The organism is Herbidospora sakaeratensis, assembly GCF_001570525.1.
Lineage (GTDB): Bacteria > Actinomycetota > Actinomycetes > Streptosporangiales > Streptosporangiaceae > Herbidospora > Herbidospora sakaeratensis.
On record NZ_BBXC01000008.1, the window covers coordinates 635,073 to 652,850 of the forward strand.

Here is a 17,778-nt window from a genome sequence, read left to right on the forward strand (position 1 = left end):
CTGGGCCGATGGCGTACTGGTTTCCGTCATACGAATCCCCCGCTTTGACCTTTTGACAGCCTTGTTGGTGTTTGGCCGCCTTCCTCACTTAGTACCCCTTTTGATGAAGGAAGGGATGAAAGTCAGGGTTAGGTTGCGTCACGTACCCGCCTCGACTTGCCCAAGCGTCTTTTCTCGGATGTCCATGCGGCCAAAGGCCATCTCTCTCTGCACGTGAGGCGAACCGCGCAGACACGTTTTCCCCGGCTCGGTGAAACCCCTGAGGGCGGTTCCACGGGCGATGGACGTCGAGGGGCTGATCGTCGAGCAGCACCAGCCGGCGGCGGCTACCGCCGGATGCGATCCCGCCGGCAGACAGACCACGTGTTCGGCTGCCGCCCTCCGGCCTTCATGCCTATCCGCGTAGTCGGGGCACTGGTCACAGCGCCGTCCCGCAGCGCTCAGCCGACGTTCCACAGCCGCACCCTCTCGTCGCGGCTGATGGTGGCGAGTAGGTGATCATCGCATGGGCCGGTGTGGCCGGTGAGGGGTTGGCCGATCTACTGGCTGGCCCAGGGTCCCACCGCCGCACCGGGTTGCCGGTGCCGGTGGCGGCGAACAGGTGTGCGCCGGGTGCCATGACTGATGTGGTCACCGGTCACGATCGCCTGTGCGGGGTTCCGTTCTGCCCACGGTACGCGGGGCCTCAGAAGGTGCCGAAGTAGCGGTCCCACCAGGTGGGGCGCCGCGAACACACGGCGGTCGGCCCGTCGTAGTCGCTCGTGAGGAGTTCCTCCGGGACGACCACGTAGCCCAGTTCGGTGAGCGCCCGTTCGACCTTCGCCAGATCCCCGGCGTCGAGCGCCCCCTCGTCGTGTGCCTCCCACGTACCGAGGAAGGCGCCGGGGTTGTCGGCCGCCACGAAGGCCAGGGAGCCGAACGTGCTGACCGAGACGACGATCCGCTCCCCGCACACCGTCGCGTGCGCGGGGACTTCGACCCGTCCGTACTCGCTGGAGTCCTGGGTGTCCCGCTCGGCCGGGCAGGAGGCGCCGAAGCCGGCCTCCAGCCTGGCCACCAGGTGCTCGAACAGCGCGCCGGTTCCGTGACGGTCGTAGCCCTTCGGCCATTCGGGCCGTTCGGGATCGTCGAGCCGGCGCAGCAGCTCTGTCAGATGATCATTTGGGGAGGTCACGTTCGTCGATCACCTGATCGGCGGGCGGAGCGGTGACGACCAGCGGGAACCCCCAGTCGCGGAATCGGGTGTCCAGCGTCGTATCGGAATCCAGGTCGCCAGGCGCGATGATCGTGGTCCGCAGCCGGGTGGGCAGGCCCTTGGCGTCGGTCCAGAGCCGCCAGCTGATCTTGTTCTTCGCCCAGCGCCCCTTGGCCGTGCCCAGTTGTCCGTGAGTCACGACGCCCTGGTAGGCGTACCCACCGGAAACGGCCTTGCCGGTGACACCGCGCAGCACAGTGCGCAACATCCGCGCGTCGAACACGTCGATGGGCTGGCTGCTGAAAGCGTCGTCATAGAAGCGGTCCGGCTTCAACCGGATCCACGCCTTGCCGTCGGGGAGGTAACCGGGCAGGGCGTGGAGATAGGTGACCCCGCCGACATGGGTGATGTCGTCCCAGTCCATCTCGGCGAGCGAGTTGTGCATCGCGGTCTCGGGCGCGTCCGGAATCAGATCCGACAACACCAGGTAATGGGTGAAGGAGTCGTAGGCGACCGGTCCGGAGGGACTCAGCTGCACCTGGCTGCGCGTGCGCCCGAAGGGCTTGTTGCGGTAGCTCGACACGATGAGCTCGGAGAGCCGCACCCCGTGTCCGTGGCGCAACTGCTTCTGCACGGCGCGCACCGGATCGGGCGGCGCGGCCTTCCCGATGGCAGGGGCGGGCACCGCCACCGCCCCGGCCAGCATCGCGACCACGATCAGGGTTGACCATCGCCTCATGGAGCCACTGCCCTTCGGAAACGGCGAACTTGCGGAGCGCTCATCATCACAGACACCGGCAAACAAATTGATTACCATTTGTCGACGATTGCGAGCCGAGGCGTAGCGCTCGGGGCAACTTCGAGCCGCTCCGCTGACCGCGCGGGTTGTTGACGACGCACATGACGTCGCCTCCGGTCCAGGTTTCGGCGGTCGACATGACGAACCCGCAGGTCAGAAATCTGCGGAGTCACAGGTCAGAAGACCGCAGAGTTCATCACGCTTCTCTACTCGACAGAATAAACAGGCTTATGATGGGCCAATAACCGAATTATGGGCGGGCGCCCACGGGCCGTCTTGAGGCCCAGCTGCGGGCTTGTCGGACTTCACCAAACGTGGCCCTGTTCTCCGCGGTCTTCAGCCGTCATCCCGCCGACCAAATTGGCGTCGGGCCGAAGGTCGCCCTGTAGCTGGACTTCCCCGGTGAAGGTCGCCGCGCTGAACTCCGCGACCTTGGTGAAGGCCGCCGCGCCGAACTCCGCGACCTTGGTGAAGGCCGGCGCTGAACTCCGCGTCCCTGGTGAAGGTGCAGCGCTGAACTCCGCGTCCTCGGTAAAGGTCACCGCGCCGAACTCCGCGCCCCTGGTGAAGGCCGCCGCGCTGAACTCCGCGACCTTGGTGAAGGCCGCCGCGCTAAACTTCGCGTCCCTGGTGAAGGTCACCGCGCTGAACTCCGCGTCCTCGGTAAAGGTCGCGGCGCTGAACTTTGCGACCTTGGGGAAGGTCGCCCTGTCGAACCAGGCGGTCTTAGTAAAGGTCGCCATTCGAACTGGGCGTCGCCGGTGAAGGTTGCCTCGGGCCCACACAACCCGATCCCGGCAACAGCTCGGTGCTACCCAAGCGGGCGGTCGATGCGTCGGCGGTGAGGGCGGCTCGCCCGGCTGATGCTCGCCACCGACCCCGCCCCGGCCGTCGCAGAACCCCGCAGGCGCAGAACGACCGCCCGAGCCGGTCGCGTTCCGCTCCGCCGCCGCCCCGTCCTGCTGCGGGGGCTACACGACGCTGGACGGTTCGGCCTCTCCGTGGAGGCCGAACCGCTTCTCCGATCGCCTCCTGCGCGCCTGGGTAATCGCTGCTTAGGCCGGCGCGGACCAGACAGGCTCTACAACCCGTGCTTACTCCACAGGAACAGTGCTGCGCCGTGAAGTTTCACGAACTGCCACTCGCTTGACGTCAGACCGGCTTTGACGTCTTTCAGGATCGGCGTGACATTGGCTTTGGTGAGATATCCGGCCACCATAACGTGCACCTGTTTGGCGCATTCCGACTGGGACTTCCCGCTTTTCTTCATCGCGAGAATCTTCTGGCTGATGTTCTTGTAATATGGTTCGAAGTGGCGGAGCAGGACCGCGTTGACCTTCGTCAGCGGGGCGCCGGAGGTCGAGCCGCTCGCCAGCTTCGCCAGGACCGTGATTTGACTTGCGGTGAGACCACTCGAGGTGATGAGAGTGGCGGATGATTCTTTTAATGTCTTGTTCGCGTAGATGTCCGCCGCCAGCTTGTCCAGGATTCTGGACAGTTGCTGATCGGTGAAGAACGTCGTCAGCAGCGCCTTGGTCTTGTCAATGACCGTCTGCTTGGGCGTGACAAGCGTTTGCGACCCCTGCAGCAGGCCCGATGGGGCTGACATCGATGCGTAGGCCGGTGAGGAAGAAGCTGCGCTTACCGCTGAGGCATTCGCAATACAGGCCGACACCGTGAGGGCGGCGACCAGAAGAGAGGTTCGTGGCACCGGCGTCAGGTTACTGATTTCCCCGGTGCCCGTCCACGCGACCTCGCGGCGCGGAGTTTTGGCGAGCAGACCGCCAATGCCGAGGTCGGCCGCGTCGAGCGTGCGTCCGCAGTACCGCGGATGACATGGGCGGCGCGAACCCGGTGCACTCTCTGTACAAGCACACGCACAGGTCGATTCCCATCGCGCCATCCGCCGTGCCATTTCGCCCCGCGGGAAGCCTTCCTCTGCGGCCAGACCTGGTCAATGAGATTCGCTTGGGCCACGGCTGTCCCCCGGTCACCCATCGGTCATCAGCAGGGCGCCACGGCTTCCAGCCGAGTGCTCGCCACCCAGAATCCCCGGGCCGGTCTACGCAGTGAGCTGAGGCGTTCGAGCCGTAGGGCCGCCTGGCAGATGATCCATCCGGTCGTCATCGATCACCGTGAGAGTGCCGTCGCCGCACGATTCGAGGGTCGCGCACCAGGTAGTCGACGAGGTTGGTCTACTCCGGACCGGGAAGTGCGCCCGCTCTGTGGTGACAGCCACCACCGGACAGGTCCACTCTGCTCGACCGGGAGGAAACCATGGTCCAGCTTGACCCGGGCCTACTTCGAGTTTCTCGTCTGCGAAAGCAGATCCGGCTTGCGCCGCCGAGAAGAAATCACCGAATGCAAAGTCCGGCACACCACATTCGTGGCGATTATTGGATCAGCCTCATAAAGGTCACATACCCGACGAAAAACCCTCTGCGAAGTAACGCCGAACGCCTCCGCGTGCGATGTCAGAGCACACCTGAATTCACCCGGAGCCAGCGATGTCGAATCCGTACGGGCAGCAAGGACAACCTCCGCATTACGGGCCGCCCGTCTATGGGCCGCCTCCCGGACACGGGTATCCGCCACCTCCGCCGCCTCCCAAGCGGACCAACACCCTCGCCGTCCTCATGGTCACCGCGGTGGTCTTCCTGTTTCTCGTGGGGGGCTGCTTCGCGTTGATCCTCAACGTCGACGACGGCTCCGCCGACCGGGAGACGCTGGGCTCCCCCAGCCGCGGCCCGGTCACGAGCGAGCCCACCTCCCCCGCGACCGAGGAGCAGCCCGCCGGTGACGGCCCGGTGGCCGTCGGCGCCGCGATCACCCTGCACGGGATGGATTCCGACCTGCGGGTGGACGTCACCGTGACCCGGGTCTTCGATCCGGCCACGCCGGCGAACGACTTCCTGAAGCCGGACGCGGGTTCCCGGTGGGTGGCGGTCGAACTGCGGCTGAAGAACACCGGGACGGCCGTCTACAGCGACGCGCCCGGCAACGGTCTCAAGCTGATCGACACAGAAGGCCAGCAGTACAACCAGACCTTCGGGGAGGTGAAGGAGGGTGTGATCCTCTCGTCGATCACGGCCAACCCCGGTGACTCGCGTAAGGGCGTCATCCTGTTCGAGGTGGCTCAGGACGCCGGACTCGCGACCCTTCAAATGGCTCTGAACAGCGGTTTCGCCGACGAAAAGGGCGAGTGGAAGCTCCCGTGACGTCAGCGGGGCCGGTTGCCCTTCTTCTTGCGCGCCGCCGGGGCGGCCCGGCGGCCGGAGCCGTTCTGGGCCGGTTTGCGGGGCTGCCGCTGGGCCGGTTTCTCCGCCGGGGTGTCGGCCGCGCGCCCGCGTGAGCTGTTGACCGTCCGGCCGCGGACGACGCCGATGAAGTCTTCCACCAGGTCGGTGGTCGCGTCGGTCGGCCAGGCCAGGCCGATCTGGGACTGGGGGGCGTCCGGCATCGGCCGGTAGGTGAGATCCCTGCGGTGGTGGAGGCGGGCCAGCGACTGCGGGACCACGAGCAGGCCGCTGCCGGCCGCCACCAGTTCGACCGCGTCGGCCGTCGTGGCGGGGCGGGTGAACGCCGGGAGCCCGGGGCGGACCGCCCAGTCGATGGTGTCGTCGAGGGGGTGGAAGACCTCGTCGTCGGCCAGGTCGGCGACGGTCACCTCGTCGGCGGCGGTGGCCTCGTGATCTTTGGGGACCATGACCACCGTGATCTCCACGTAGAGGGGGATCACGCTGAGGCCCTCCCGGTCGACGGGGAGCCGCACGAACGCCGCGTCGGCGGCGCCATCGCGCAGGAGGCCGACCGCCTCGGCCGCGGGCACCGCGAGGAGGGTGATCGGTACGTCCGGCATCCTCTCGGTCCAGACGTTGACCCATTTCGCGGGGGTCACCCCGGGCACGTACGCCAGCCGGAACACCCTGCCGGTCTCCCCATCAGTCACCGCCCCAGGGTATCGACGTCAGGAAACCCGTTCCGACTGACTATTCTCGACGCCATGACCTCGTCCAAACCGAAGACCGTCCAGACGATGAAGCCCGAGACCGCGGCCAAGAAGCTGGACGTCCTGTTGTCGGCCACGCCCGCCGAGTTCCAGGAGGGTGTCGTCTCCCGGGACGAGCTGAACGAGCTGCAGTCGGCGCCGCCCGCCTGGCTCGTCGACCTGCGCCGCAACGGGCCGCATCCCAAGCAGGTCGTCGCCGCGAAGCTCGGCGTCTCGATCTCCGGCCTGATCAGGGGCGGGATCACCGAACCGCTCACCACCGCCGAGATCGACGCGCTGAAGGCCGAGAACCCGGCGTGGCTGGAGCGCGAGCGGTCCGTCCAGAAGGAGACCCGCAAAGAGGCGCTCCGCCTCAAGCAGCGATAGAGCCGCAAGCGGCGATGGACGTGACGGCGGTCAACGCGGAGCCCATCCGGCGCGTCCTTCCCACGTGTCCACTTCTCGGCTTGAGATCTTCGCCCTGACCATGGGCGTGATCGGCCTTGTCGCCCTCGTGGTCCTCGTGATTCAGGGGATCGGGCTTTTCGTCCACGTCATGTCCACGCCCGACGGGCAGCCCGCCGAGGTCCGGCTCGCGGTCTCCGGAAGCGGGGCCCGGCAGACCGGCCCGTTCACCACGTCGGGCCCCTGGGAGCTCCACTACACGCTGGACTGCGCGAACACCGAAGTCCGGGAGGGCGCCGGCGGCATCGAGATCGCCCTCTTCGAGGACGAGAACCGCAAGGCCGCCGTGGTCGACGACCACGGCGACCACCTCGACAAGCGGGTGCGCCGCACCGAGGCCGGCACGTTCACCCTCGCCGTTCGGGCGCCGTGCCCGTGGACGATCCAGGTGACCGGGCCGTGACACGCCGATGTCCCGCGTCTTCCGTTCCCGTGGGGCGACGATCCGTCGCCGAAGGGCACTGACCCCATGGGCAAGCTGGTAGACGACCGCATCCCCGCCATCATCCGCGAAAGCGGCGGGAACCCGAGGAACTCGCCGACCTCCTCGAAGTGCTGAAAGCCGTCGCCGCCCGCCACGGCCACTCCTGGGAACACGTCGAGCACGTCGCCGAAGACAGAAGCGCTCGACGCGGCGCCTTCACCGCACGGCTCTACCTGCACTGACGAACGCGACGATCGCCCCGACGAACTCCTCCGGCTGTTCGAGGTGCCCCATGTGCCCGCTCTCATCGAGCACCGTCAGGCGCGCCCCCGGGATGAGCTCCTCGGCCTCCCGGCGGCGGGCCCTGGTCAGCGCGGCGCGTCGTCGTGGGCCAGGTCGGCCGTGCTCACCAGGGATTCCGCGAGTTCCAGCGGGCCTCGCTGAGGCGGCCGCGGACGGTGCCGACGGGCAGCTCGCACAGTGCGGCGATCTGGTCGTAGGAGGTGACGTCGCTGAAGTAGCGCAGACGAGCTCGGAGAGGTCGTTCAGCACGTGCCAGACCCAGTCGCGCAGCGCCCGGCGCTCCAGCAGCTCCTCCGGAGTGGGGCCGGGCGCGGGGAGTTCGGCGGCGGGGAGGGGGACGGCGGCGGCGGTCCGCAACCGGGCCCGGCAGGCGTTGCGGACGATCGCCCGCAACCACGGCCCCGCGGCGTCGGGGTCGCGCAGGTCGTCGATCCGCCGGACGGCGACGAGCATGGCGTCCTGGACGGCGTCCTCGGCGTCGGCACGGTGGCCCAGGAGCGCGAGCGCCACGGCGTGCATGCCGGCCCGGTGCCGGGAGAGCAGCAGGCCGAGGCCCCCTCAGGTCTGTGACCTGGGCAAGCTTGGGCGAGGAAAGCGGGAGAGCTAGCAAGCCAGAGTTGAGAAGGAAGCGTCTCCCATGGCCTCGCGACGACGACCGTATCAGCCGGGAATCAGCTCGTGCAGCGTCGCGGCGGTGATCACCCTCGCGCCGGGCGGCGGGTCGGCGGGCGCGGCCAGGCCGACGAAGGTCACGCGGTCGGTCACCGCCGATCTGGCCCGGAGCAGGTCGACGAGGTAGCCGACGCGCAGATACTCGCGTTCGACGATCGAGCGCACCAGCAGGCTCGTGGTCAGCCGGTGCGACTCCACCTGGTTGAAGGCCGGATGGCCCTTCAGGTAGAGGTGCAGCCACTTCGCCCGCCATCCGCCGGCCTCGTCGCGGAGGAAGGCCAGCGGGAGGGCGACCCGGCCGGCGCCGCGCAGGTCCGACTTGGCCCGTACCGTCCGGGCCTCGAACGGCCTGCCCAGTTGGTCCTCCGACCGGATCATGAAGCCGAAGAACGCCTCGGCCGCGTCGTCGAACCTCTCTCCGCTGAAGACGTCGACCTGCGGGATGATGATCGGCCGGGTCGCCTGCGCGAGGCGGACGTCGACGAACTCCGACGCGCCGTGGGGCGCTTCGGTGAGGTCGCCGGAGTACTGGGCGAAGCCGGTGCGGTAGTTGGTCCACGACACGTGCCGGGCGTCGCCGTAGTCGGCGTCGAGCATGAGGGCCGACAGGTCGTAGTCGGTGGTGCGCTCGTTCTCGCGCCAGTGGACGAAGAAGCGCAGCAGCTCCCCGTCGATCGATGAGACCGAGCCGCGCGGCAGCAGGCCGAGCCCCGGGGCGACCGCCTTGCCCGACAGGGGCAGGGCGACGTCGAGCACGTCGTCGTCCACGACCAGCACGCCCGGGTCGGGGAGGCGGCGGCCGATCTCCTCGTCGAGGAGGGCCAGCGCCTCGGCGACGACCCCGCCGTCGAGCGGGGGCCGCGTGTCGGGGGTGACCCAGGCGCGGCCGTGCCGGTTGGCGAACACCCTGGGCGCGGAGGCGGCGGCGCGGTTCTGGAGGTGCTCGCGCAGTGACAGCAGCACCCGGCCCGAGGTGCTCGCGGCGGCCTGACGGGCGGCGTACAGGACCGAAGAAGGGGACTCCCCCGCCCGCAGCAGGTGGTCGAGGCGGCGCAGCAGCGCGCCGGGGCTGTCGCCCAGCAGCCGCAGGGCCTCGCTGACGCGGCCCGCCGCCAGGGCGGTCTCGACCCGGCCGGGCAGGCTCACGGCCGGGCGTTCGCCCCGGGCGACCTCGAAGACGTGGGCGGCGCGCGGGAACCTGGGGTGTTCGTGGGCGTGCAGCCGCTCGCCGAGGCGTTTCCACTGTTCGCGGTGGCGGGGCACGTCGCCCAGCTTGGCGGTGGTCGCGACGCCGTCGAGGGCGGCCAGCAGGGCGCGCCGCTCGGCCCGGGTGAACGATCGGAAGCGGGTCGGGCCGAGCAGCGTGACGTCGCCGCCCGAGAGGCCGCAGGCCAGCCGCAGCACGTCGGTGACGGTGTCGACCAGCGGCGGTCGCCCGGCGGCGAACCTGGCCTCGTTGAGCACGGCTCGGTTCTCCCGTACGGGGATGCGTCCCGGCTCCCCCACGCACACCGCGGCCAGGTCGCGGAGCAGCGTCACGTCCTCGGGCGACAGGGGGACCTGCGACCCGGCCAGCGAGGCGAACAGCGCCTCGGCCTCGGCGGCGAGGGGGCCGCCCAGGTCGAGCACGGTCACCCGGTCGCCAGCGAGCGGCACGAGCTCGGCGTGCGCCGCCAGCAGGTCGGCGTAGCTGTGGCGGTAGACGCCGTAGCCGGGCAGCGTCAGCAGGTTGCCGGGCGACACCCGCCCGGCGGCGACGGGGTCGCGCAGCGCCTCGGCCAGCAGACCGGCCCAGAACTCGACCGTGTCGGGCACGTTCCTGGGAAAGTCGACGAAGTAGGCGTTGTGCCGCACGTGGTCGCCGACCAGCGTCCGGACGGCGGCCAGCACACGGACGCCCAGGTCGACGACCTCACCGGCGGGCAGCCGGCCCAGGCGGTCGAGCAGCGCCGGGGAGCAGGCGAAGCCGACGCTGAGCAGGGCGGCGTCGAGCTGGCGGGCGGCGGGCGCGCCGGGCGTGCCCTCCACGGGCTCCGGCGAGGGGTCCATGGGCACCCTGAGACGGCGCGTGATGACGAGGCTCTCCAGTGCCATCGGCACAGCATCACACAAGAGGTGCATTCTGCGGCAACGCGAAATTGGCCTGGGGTTCAGGTGAGCCTCCAAAGCTCTTCAGGTCGGGGACACACCGCCTGGCCGTACCGCAGGAGTTACGAATGAGCATTTCTCGCCGCCAGATCTTTTCCGGAAGCGCCGCCACCGCCGTCGGCCTCGCCGTCGGGGGCGTGCTGCCCACCCTTGGCGCGACCCCGGCCTCGGCCGCCTCCAGCACGGGCGCCGCCGGGCGGCCGCTGCGTCCGTTCCCGCCGCTGAAGGACGACCCCAACGGCATCCTCGCGCTGCCCGAGGGCTTCTCGTACAAGATCGTCACCCGTGAGGGCCTGACCGACATGTCGTTCGGCCAGGGCAAGACGCCCGGCATGCACGACGGCACCGGTGTCGTGGGCATGAAGCACTCCGGCCTGACCTTCATCTTGAACCACGAGTCGGCGCCGCACGCGGTCACGCACGGCGTCCCGCACATCCCCGGCACCGTCTACGACCCGGGCGCGCCGAACGCCGGCGGCTGCACGGTCGTCACCACCGACCCCAACGGCAACCTCACCGGCCAGTGGGTCGGCATCTCCGGCACGGTCCGCAACTGCGCCGGCGGCGTCACCCCGTGGGGCACCTGGCTGACCTGCGAGGAGTCGTCGAACCGCGCCGGCAGCAGCTGGTCGGGCGGCGGCCAGACCGGCACCTACCAGAAGGACCACGGCTACGTCTTCGAGGTCTACCCCGACCCGTCGAACCAGCAGCTGCCCAAGCCGATCAAGGCGTTCGGCCGCTTCGACCACGAGGCCCTCGCCGTCGAGCCCAAGCAGCGCCGCGTCTACCTCTCCGAGGACGCCAGCGGCCCCAACGGCCTGTTCTACCGGTGGACGGCCAGCCAGGGCCGCCTGGAGAAGGGCATCGCCGACCAGCTCGGCGACACCGAGGGCACCCTTGAGGCGATGCAGATCCGCCTGGACGACGGCAGCATCGTCCCCGACGTCGCCTACATCACCTCGGCGCAGCTCGGCCGCCCCTTCAACGTGACCTGGGCGCCGGTCCCCGACCGTGACGCCAAGACCACGCCGACGCGCCTCCAGTTCGCCGACGGCACCGTCACCCGCGGCAAGAAGTTCGAGGGCGTGTGGAGCAACGGCGACGGCTGCTACATCGTCAACAGCTACGCCTTCGCCACCGCCGACCTGCCCCCGGACGCCGCCAAGCACGACGGCATGGTCTGGTTCTACGACTACAAGGACGAGACCATCACGCTGGTCACGTACTTCCCGCACAACCCCTTCTCCGAGGGCGAGGGCGTGAACCCGAAGTACGCCGACATGACCTTCGACGGCCCCGACAACGTGACCGTCACCCCGTGGGGCACGCTGGTCCTGGCCGAGGACGGCGCCCGCGCCTCCCACGTGCTCAGCTCGGTCCCGGGCGGCCCGACCTACGCCATCGCCCGCAACCAGCTCCAGATCGGCACCAGCAACGGCCAGCCGACCTACTCGGAGTTCACCGGCCCGACCTTCTCCCCTGACGGCAAGGTCCTGTTCGTGAACATCCAGACCCCGGGCATCACCCTGGCCATCACCGGCCCGTGGCAGGACTACCTGCGCTGACGCGCGGCGAGATAACGCTCGAACTCCTCGGCGGTGCGGACGCCGGACGCCATGACGGCGTCGTAGACGTCCGTGCCGCCGACGACGTTGGGGTACTCCGGCCGGGTGTGCCAGAGGTGCTTCAACCGCAGGATCGCCAGCCGCTGCTCGGGGGTGACCTCCCGCGCGAGCCGCTCGGCCTCGGCCCGGGTGGGCCGGTCGACGGTGTGCAGCCAGACGGTGAGGTCGACCTTCCAGACGCCGCCGGGCCCCTGGTGGCGGCAGACGGCGTAGTGGCGTTCGTCGACGGGACTCGGCGTGGGCCGGCGGTCGCCGCGTTCGTCGCGGTAGTCGACCGCGATCAGGCCGGGGAGCGCCGCCAGGGCGGTGAGCACGCCGGCGGTGGTGGCGTGGGGTGCGGTGAGGACCACGTCCAGATCCCGCCAGACCATCAGCCCCGAGACGACGCTCCCGACGGCCTCCGCCGGGCCGAACCCGGCGAACGCCCGATCCAGGCGCAGTGACTCCAGCACCTCGCGGCCCTCGGCCTGGAGCGCGTCGGCGGTGGCGAGAAGTTCGTCGTCACTGATCACATGAGCAGTTATAACGGCCGGCCGGTCGGACAGCCTCCTTATGCGCGCTTAACAACTAGTTTCCTAAAGTACTAGGAGACTAGATAAATGGAGCGCTACCGTGATCGAGTTCCACCTGGACGGCAGGTCCGGCGTCTCGTCCTACCTGCAGCTCGTCCATCAGGTCCGTCAGGCCATGCGCCTCGGCCTGCTGCGGGAGGGCGACCAGCTCCCCACCGTCAAAGAGGTCGTCGCCCAGCTCGCCATCAACCCCAACACCGTCCTGAAGGCCTACCGCGAGCTCGAACACGAGGGTCTCGCCGCGGCCCGGCCGGGCGTCGGCACGTTCATCACCCGGACCCTCACCGACGCCTCCAGCCGGGCCGCGCAGGCGCCGCTGCGGCAGGAGCTGCGGCGCTGGCTCGGCGAGGCCCGCAAGGCGGGGCTCGACGACGAGTCGATCGAGGCCCTGTTCATGACCACGTTCCGTTCGGCGGCCCAGGAGGACATCGCGTGACCCCCGTCCTGCAGGCCCGGCAATTAGGCAGGAGATACGGCCGGCGCTGGGCCCTCCGCGACTGCACGCTGGAGATCCCGAAAGGCCACGTCACCGGCCTGGTCGGCCCCAACGGGGCGGGCAAGACGACGCTCCTGAAGCTGGCCAGCGGGCAGCTCGCCCCCTCCGAAGGCGAGCTTCGGGTCCTCGGCGAGCGGCCGGGGACGGTCCTGCCCAAGGTCGGCTTCGTCGCCCAGGACACCCCCGTCTACGCCGGGCTGTCCGTCGGCGACCACCTCACGCTCGGCGCGCGGCTCAACCCGACCTGGGACGCCCGGCTGGCCGCCGACCGCATCGCCGAGCTGGGGCTTGATCCGAGGCAGAAGGCCCGGCGGTTGTCGGGCGGCGAGCGGGCCCAGCTGGCCCTCACGCTGGGCCTGGCCAAGCGGCCGGAGCTGCTCATCCTCGACGAGCCGGTGGCCTCGCTCGACCCGTTGGCCCGCCGCGAGTTCCTCCAGGGGCTCATGGAGGCGACGGCGGCCGACGAGTTCGGCGTCGTGTTGTCGTCGCACCTGATCGCCGACCTGGAACGGGTCTGCGACTTCGTCATCGTGCTGGTCGACTCGCGCGTGCTGGTGGCGGGCGAGGTGGACGTGCTCCTCGGCAGCCACCACCGGCTGACCGGGCCGCGCCGCGACCCCGACCGGCTGCCCTCGGGCCAGTACGTCGTCTCCGCGCGGCACACCGACCGGCAGAGCACCTACGTCATCCGGACCGACGAGCCGATCCTCGATCCGGCCTGGGTCGTCACCCCCCTCACGCTGGAGGACCTCGTGCTCGCCTACATGGAACGGCGTCCCGCCGCCGGCCGCCGCGCCGGGCTGGAGGTGCTGCGATGATCTGGCTGACCTGGCGGCAGTTCCGCGGCTCGGCCGTGTTGACGGCGGCGCTGGTCGCCGTGTGCGCCACGGTCCTGGCGATGACCGGGCCGGGCCTGGCCGACCGCTACGCGCGGGGCGTCGCGGCGTGTGTGGCCGACGGGACCTGCGACCGGTTCTTCGACCGCTTCTTCGACGAATACCAGCTGCTCTTCGTGCTCGTCGGCTTCGTGCTGCTGGCGCTGCCGGCGTTCATCGGGCTGTTCTGGGGGGCGCCGCTGATCACCCGGGAGCTGGAGGCGGGCACCCATCTGCTGGTGTGGAACCAGGGGGTCAGCCGGGTGCGGTGGCTGGCCGTCAAGCTGGGCCTCATCGGGCTGATCGCGGTGGCCATGGCGTGCGTGGCGGGGCTCGTCGTCACCTGGTGGTCGCGGCCGCTCGACGGGTCGGCCGTGCCGGAGCTCGCGCAGATGACGCCGGTCGTCTTCGGGGCGCGGGGCGTGGTGCCGATGGGGTACGCCGCGTTCGCGTTCGTGCTCGGGGTGACCGTCGGCATGCTGGTGCGGCGCACGCTGCCCGCCATGGCGCTCACCCTGGTCGTCTTCGTGGCCGTGCAGGTGGCGATGCCAACGCTGGTCCGGCCCCACTTCATGGCGCCGGTCTCGGCGACCCACGAGCTCGGCCGCGTCAACGTGGGCGGGCTGCACGTCCAGCAGGGCGGCGGCGAGGTGCGGGTCGCCATCCAGCCGGCCGTGCCCGGCGAGGCCGGCGCGTGGGTGCTCTCGACGGAGCTGGTCGACGGGTCCGGGAAGGCGGTGGCGGGCGACGGCCAGGACGCGCCGGTCGCGGTGTCGGGCACGTCGGGGCCGTGTTCGCCGCAGGGCGCCGGCGCGGGTCTCGACGCCTGCTGGGCCGAGATCAACGCGCTGGGCTACCGGCAGCGGGCGCTCTACCATCCGATCGACCGGTTCTGGCCGTTCCAGTGGATCGAGACCGGCCTCTACGCCGGGCTCACCCTGGGTCTGACCTGGTTGTCCTTCTGGCTGATCCGGAGACGGCTGTCATGACCCGGGCCGTGGCGGCGGGGCTGCTGCTCCTGCTGGCGGTCGCCTGTACGACCCCCGAACCGCCCCGAGCCCAGGCGGGCGCACCGGAGAACACCGCCTGCGGGCCGCCCCAGGGGCCGCCGCGCGAGCGCACCCCCGCCACGATCGACGTCGTCGAGCAGGCCTACTTCTGCATCCTCGCCAAGTACTGGCGCGCGCCCGCCATGGACCACCGCGACCTGCTCGTCGCCGGGTTCGCCGCGCTGACCGGGGCGCTGCCCGAGGCCCCGCTGGAACTGCCGGCGCTGACCGGCGACCGGCGGGGCGACTGGGCGGCGTTCGAGGCGGCGTACCGGAAGATCACCGACCGGGCGGACCTGGCCGAGGTCACCCTCGACGCGATGGTGGCGGCGCTCGACGACAACCATGCCCGCTGGGTGCGCGACGCCGGCCGGCCGCCCGGCTACTACGACGGCGACGGCTACGGGCTGGGCTTCCAGGTGAGCGACGGCGACCCGCTGTTCGTCTCCGAGGTGGAGGGCGGCGCGGCCCGGCGGGCCGGGCTGCGGCCGGGCGACGTCATCGAGAACGTCGACGATCCCGAGGTGCTGCGCCCGCGCTACCCCGACGCCGCGCCGGTCGAGCTGCGCCTGCGGCGCGGCGACCGCCGCTGGAGCGTCACCCTCACGCCCGGCCTCTATCCGCGTGACCTGGCCACGCTGCAGACGGTCCGGTCCCGGCTGATCGACGACGAGGTGATCTACGTACGGATGCGCGGCTTCTCCCCCGACGCCGCCAACCGGGCCTTCCGGGCGATCACCCGATTGCGCGCCGGCCGGGACGTCCGCGGGATCGTGCTCGACCTGCGCGGGAACGGCGGCGGCAGCCCGGTGGAGGCGACCCGGCTGGTGAGCGCGTTCACGCACGGGAAGGTCACCTCCTACCTGTGCACGGTCGACGACCGGTGCGAGCCCGGCCAGACCGACGACACGGTCGAGCTGGTCGGCCTGCCCCTCGTGGTGCTGGTCGACCGGGGGTGCGCGTCGGCGTGCGAGCACTTCAGCTCGGCGGTCAAGGACCACTCGGCGGGTCTGCTGGTCGGCACCCGCACGGCCGGGGTGATCTCGGGCCCGGGGCACCCGTTCCTGCTCCGCGACAACACCGTGCTGAGCTTCCCCACCCGCCGCCATCTCGGCCCGAAGCGGGAGATCGTCGACCGGATCGGCGTCTCGCCGCACCACTTCGTCCCGCCGACCCCCGAGGACGCGGCGGCCGGCCGCGACGCCGCCCTCGCCACGGCCCTGACCCTGCTGGACAGACGATGAGACGAACCCTCGCGGCCCTGCTCGTGCTGACCGCCTGCTCCGCGCCCGCCCCGCCGCGCGCGGCCGCCCCCTCGCCCACCCCGCCGCAGCCCGCCACCCTGGTGGCCCCGACCGGGGAGCATCCGGTCGGCACGGCGGTGGTGCACCTGACCGACGCCTCGCGGCCCGACCCGTGGAACCTCGACGCCGAGGCCAGAGAGCTCCGGGTCACCCTGTGGTATCCGAGCGGCGAGGGGGAGGGGAAGCGGGCGGCGTACATGAGCCCCCGGGAGTCGGAACTCACGCTGGCGGGCTCCGGCGCGGGCGGGGTCCCGCCCGCCATCCTGAGCAGAACGGTCGTGCACGCCACCACCAACGCCCCCGCGACCGGCCGCTTCCCTCTGGTGGTGGTGTCGCCCGGCTTCACCAAACCGGTCAGCACCCTGACCTCGCTGGCCGAGGACCTGGCCAGCCGAGGCTACGTCGTGGCCGGGATCGACCACGCCTACGAGAACCACGCCACCACGCTCGCCGACGGCACCGTGGCCGAGTGCCTGGCCTGCGACAGCGACACCGACCCTGGCTTCGGCATGGGCGTCGTCGGCATCCGCGCGGCGGACGTCTCCTTCGTCCTGGACGAGCTCCTGGCGAAGCGACCGGCCTTGATCGACCGCACCCGCATCGCCATGGCCGGCCAGTCGATCGGCGGCGCGAGCGCGCTGGCCGCCATGGCCGCCGACCCGCGGATCGACGCCGGCGTCGACCTCGACGGCACCACCTACGCCCGCCTCCCGGGCGGCCTCGACCGCCCGTTCCTGTTCGTCGGCGCCCCGGAGCACGCCCCCGGCGGCCGCGACCACTCGTGGGACCGCGACTGGAAGCTGCTGACCGGCTGGAAACGCTGGGTCGTGGTGACCGGCGCCGACCACCAGTCGTTCACCGACCTCCCCCAGCTGCAGCACACGCTCGGCCTGAAGCCCCTGGCCGGAGCACCGAGCGCCGCCCGCCTGGCCGAGATCACCCGCACCTACGTGGCGGCGTTCCTCGACGAACACCTGCGGTCCCGCCCGCAGCCTCTCTGGAAGGCCCCCATCTCTGGTACGACATTCGGATGACGCGCAGCCGCAACTACCAGGTCCTCGCCGCCGCCAAGGCCGTCGCCCGCGCCCTCGGCCACGATCCCGCCGACGCGAACCTGCTCGCCCTCGAACTGGCCGCCGAGGGGCGGCTCGACTGGGACAACAGCGAACTGCTGCTGCTGGCCCTGGAACGCCTCGCCGGCCTGGTCGGCGAGGCGGGCGCGGCCGAGACCCTCGGCGTGCCGCCCGAGGAGCTGGGAGAACTGGCCGCGCGACCCGGCTTCCCGCCCGCTCTGTACGACCTGGCCTCCGGCCCCCTCTGGGCGAGAAAGGACCTCACCGCCTGGCGTCGTCCCGATTGAGGAACACCGTCCCGACGGTGTTGTCCCTGACCACCCGGCCGAGCAGGTCGGCCAGCATGCCCTGCTCCGCCGCGCCGAGGCCGCCCGGCACCCGGGCGACGCGGTCGCACGTCTCGTCGTGGAAGGTCTGCGCGACCGCCGCGCCCTGGTCGGTGAGCGCCACCAGCACCGCCCGCCCGTCGGACGGGTCGGGTTCGCGCCTGACCAGCCCGCGCTGCGAGGTGCGGTCGACGAGTTCGGTCAGGCTCGACTTGGCCAGCCGGAGCGTCGCGCCGAGGTCATTCATGCGATAGGGCCGGCCCATCAGAACGCACAACAACTGCCCCTGCTGCGGGGTCAGGCCGTGGTCGCGCGCCGACTCGGCGTAGACGGCCGAGATCAGGAACGACGCCCGCACCAAGGCCGCGACGACCCCGAGACTCTCTTCCCGACCACCCATGCGGGCCAAACTAGTACGAATTGCGGCGTCGGCGTCTCCCGCGCGGTCGCGGCCGGCTGACGCG

Annotated in this window: 19 protein-coding genes; 10 read left to right on the forward strand and 9 right to left on the reverse strand. The window is 70.6% G+C overall.

What is annotated here, in order from left to right; translation table 11 throughout:
- Positions 1-685: 685 nt before the first annotated feature.
- The 4 genes from AW271_RS08660 to AW271_RS39560 all read right to left on the reverse strand — a co-directional run bounded on the left by AW271_RS08660 (position 686) and on the right by AW271_RS39560 (position 3,897).
- A complete protein-coding gene (locus tag AW271_RS08660; RefSeq protein WP_062334629.1) occupies positions 686-1,174 on the reverse strand; it encodes a hypothetical protein in 489 nt (162 codons plus the stop codon).
- The gene (locus AW271_RS08665) at positions 1,158-1,910 is read right to left on the reverse strand and encodes a hypothetical protein (protein ID WP_062334634.1); all 753 of its coding nucleotides are present in this window, start codon (positions 1,908-1,910) and stop codon (positions 1,158-1,160) included. Before AW271_RS08665 ends, AW271_RS08660 begins: the two co-directional genes overlap by 17 nt.
- A 389-nt stretch (positions 1,911-2,299) precedes the next feature.
- Entirely contained in the window at positions 2,300-2,737 is a 438-nt protein-coding gene (locus tag AW271_RS08670; protein ID WP_062334639.1) for a pentapeptide repeat-containing protein, read from the reverse strand.
- A gap of 338 nt (positions 2,738-3,075) precedes the next feature.
- Positions 3,076-3,897 carry a hypothetical protein gene (locus AW271_RS39560; RefSeq protein ID WP_157553980.1) on the reverse strand — a complete coding sequence of 274 codons (822 nt, stop codon included), beginning with the start codon at positions 3,895-3,897 and terminating at the stop codon, positions 3,076-3,078.
- A 733-nt stretch (positions 3,898-4,630) separates the two neighbouring features.
- Here AW271_RS39560 and AW271_RS38315 point away from each other — a divergent pair.
- Positions 4,631-5,212, forward strand: coding sequence for a DUF4352 domain-containing protein (locus AW271_RS38315; RefSeq protein WP_062334648.1), 582 nt, complete (start codon positions 4,631-4,633; stop codon positions 5,210-5,212).
- Positions 5,213-5,214: 2 nt separating this feature from the next.
- Here AW271_RS38315 and AW271_RS08685 read toward each other — a convergent pair whose 3' ends face one another.
- The gene (locus tag AW271_RS08685) at positions 5,215-5,943 is read right to left on the reverse strand and encodes a LysR family substrate-binding domain-containing protein (RefSeq protein ID WP_083976315.1); all 729 of its coding nucleotides are present in this window, start codon (positions 5,941-5,943) and stop codon (positions 5,215-5,217) included.
- Positions 5,944-5,997: 54 nt separating this feature from the next.
- Between AW271_RS08685 and AW271_RS08690 the strand changes: the two genes are divergently transcribed.
- Both AW271_RS08690 and AW271_RS08695 read left to right on the forward strand, forming a co-directional pair.
- Positions 5,998-6,369, forward strand: coding sequence for a DUF5997 family protein (locus AW271_RS08690; protein ID WP_062334654.1), 372 nt, complete (start codon positions 5,998-6,000; stop codon positions 6,367-6,369).
- A 64-nt stretch (positions 6,370-6,433) separates the two neighbouring features.
- Positions 6,434-6,850, forward strand: coding sequence for a hypothetical protein (locus AW271_RS08695; protein WP_157553981.1), 417 nt, complete (start codon positions 6,434-6,436; stop codon positions 6,848-6,850).
- 237 nt (positions 6,851-7,087) lie between these two features.
- Here AW271_RS08695 and AW271_RS08700 read toward each other — a convergent pair whose 3' ends face one another.
- Complete coding sequence (locus AW271_RS08700; protein WP_369408344.1) at positions 7,088-7,720, reverse strand: sigma factor; 633 nt, start codon at positions 7,718-7,720, stop codon at positions 7,088-7,090.
- A 114-nt stretch (positions 7,721-7,834) separates the two neighbouring features.
- Positions 7,835-9,940 (reverse strand): TerD family protein, encoded by a 2,106-nt coding sequence (locus AW271_RS08705; RefSeq protein ID WP_062334664.1) that lies wholly within the window; start codon positions 9,938-9,940, stop codon positions 7,835-7,837.
- 122 nt (positions 9,941-10,062) lie between these two features.
- Here AW271_RS08705 and AW271_RS08710 point away from each other — a divergent pair, with 122 nt between their 5' ends.
- Positions 10,063-11,559: an alkaline phosphatase PhoX gene (locus AW271_RS08710; RefSeq protein WP_062334667.1), complete on the forward strand. Its 1,497-nt coding sequence runs from the start codon at positions 10,063-10,065 to the stop codon at positions 11,557-11,559.
- Here the strand turns inward: AW271_RS08710 and AW271_RS08715 are convergent.
- Positions 11,547-12,131 (reverse strand): hypothetical protein, encoded by a 585-nt coding sequence (locus AW271_RS08715; RefSeq protein ID WP_062334669.1) that lies wholly within the window; start codon positions 12,129-12,131, stop codon positions 11,547-11,549. The two genes, AW271_RS08710 and AW271_RS08715, sit on opposite strands and share 13 nt — an antisense overlap.
- A gap of 100 nt (positions 12,132-12,231) precedes the next feature.
- Here AW271_RS08715 and AW271_RS08720 point away from each other — a divergent pair, with 100 nt between their 5' ends.
- From AW271_RS08720 to AW271_RS08745, 6 genes are read left to right on the forward strand one after another with little or no spacing between them, the layout of a single operon-like run.
- A complete protein-coding gene (locus tag AW271_RS08720; RefSeq protein ID WP_062334673.1) occupies positions 12,232-12,627 on the forward strand; it encodes a GntR family transcriptional regulator in 396 nt (131 codons plus the stop codon).
- Positions 12,624-13,505 carry an ABC transporter ATP-binding protein gene (locus AW271_RS08725; protein WP_062334677.1) on the forward strand — a complete coding sequence of 294 codons (882 nt, stop codon included), beginning with the start codon at positions 12,624-12,626 and terminating at the stop codon, positions 13,503-13,505. The genes AW271_RS08720 and AW271_RS08725 overlap by 4 nt, the downstream gene beginning before the upstream one ends.
- Positions 13,502-14,551 (forward strand): ABC-2 membrane transporter-related protein, encoded by a 1,050-nt coding sequence (locus AW271_RS08730; RefSeq protein ID WP_062334680.1) that lies wholly within the window; start codon positions 13,502-13,504, stop codon positions 14,549-14,551. The genes AW271_RS08725 and AW271_RS08730 overlap by 4 nt, the downstream gene beginning before the upstream one ends.
- On the forward strand, positions 14,548-15,855 hold the full coding sequence (locus AW271_RS08735) for a S41 family peptidase (protein ID WP_062334683.1): 1,308 nt from the start codon (positions 14,548-14,550) through the stop codon (positions 15,853-15,855). Before AW271_RS08730 ends, AW271_RS08735 begins: the two co-directional genes overlap by 4 nt.
- Positions 15,852-16,949, forward strand: a complete 1,098-nt coding sequence (locus AW271_RS08740) for an alpha/beta hydrolase family protein (protein WP_062334686.1) — start codon at positions 15,852-15,854, stop codon at positions 16,947-16,949. Before AW271_RS08735 ends, AW271_RS08740 begins: the two co-directional genes overlap by 4 nt.
- Positions 16,946-17,275, forward strand: a complete 330-nt coding sequence (locus tag AW271_RS08745) for a hypothetical protein (RefSeq protein WP_062334688.1) — start codon at positions 16,946-16,948, stop codon at positions 17,273-17,275. The genes AW271_RS08740 and AW271_RS08745 overlap by 4 nt, the downstream gene beginning before the upstream one ends.
- Here the strand turns inward: AW271_RS08745 and AW271_RS08750 are convergent.
- Positions 17,250-17,714: a MarR family winged helix-turn-helix transcriptional regulator gene (locus tag AW271_RS08750; RefSeq protein ID WP_062334690.1), complete on the reverse strand. Its 465-nt coding sequence runs from the start codon at positions 17,712-17,714 to the stop codon at positions 17,250-17,252. The two genes, AW271_RS08745 and AW271_RS08750, sit on opposite strands and share 26 nt — an antisense overlap.
- Positions 17,715-17,778: the final 64 nt, after the last annotated feature.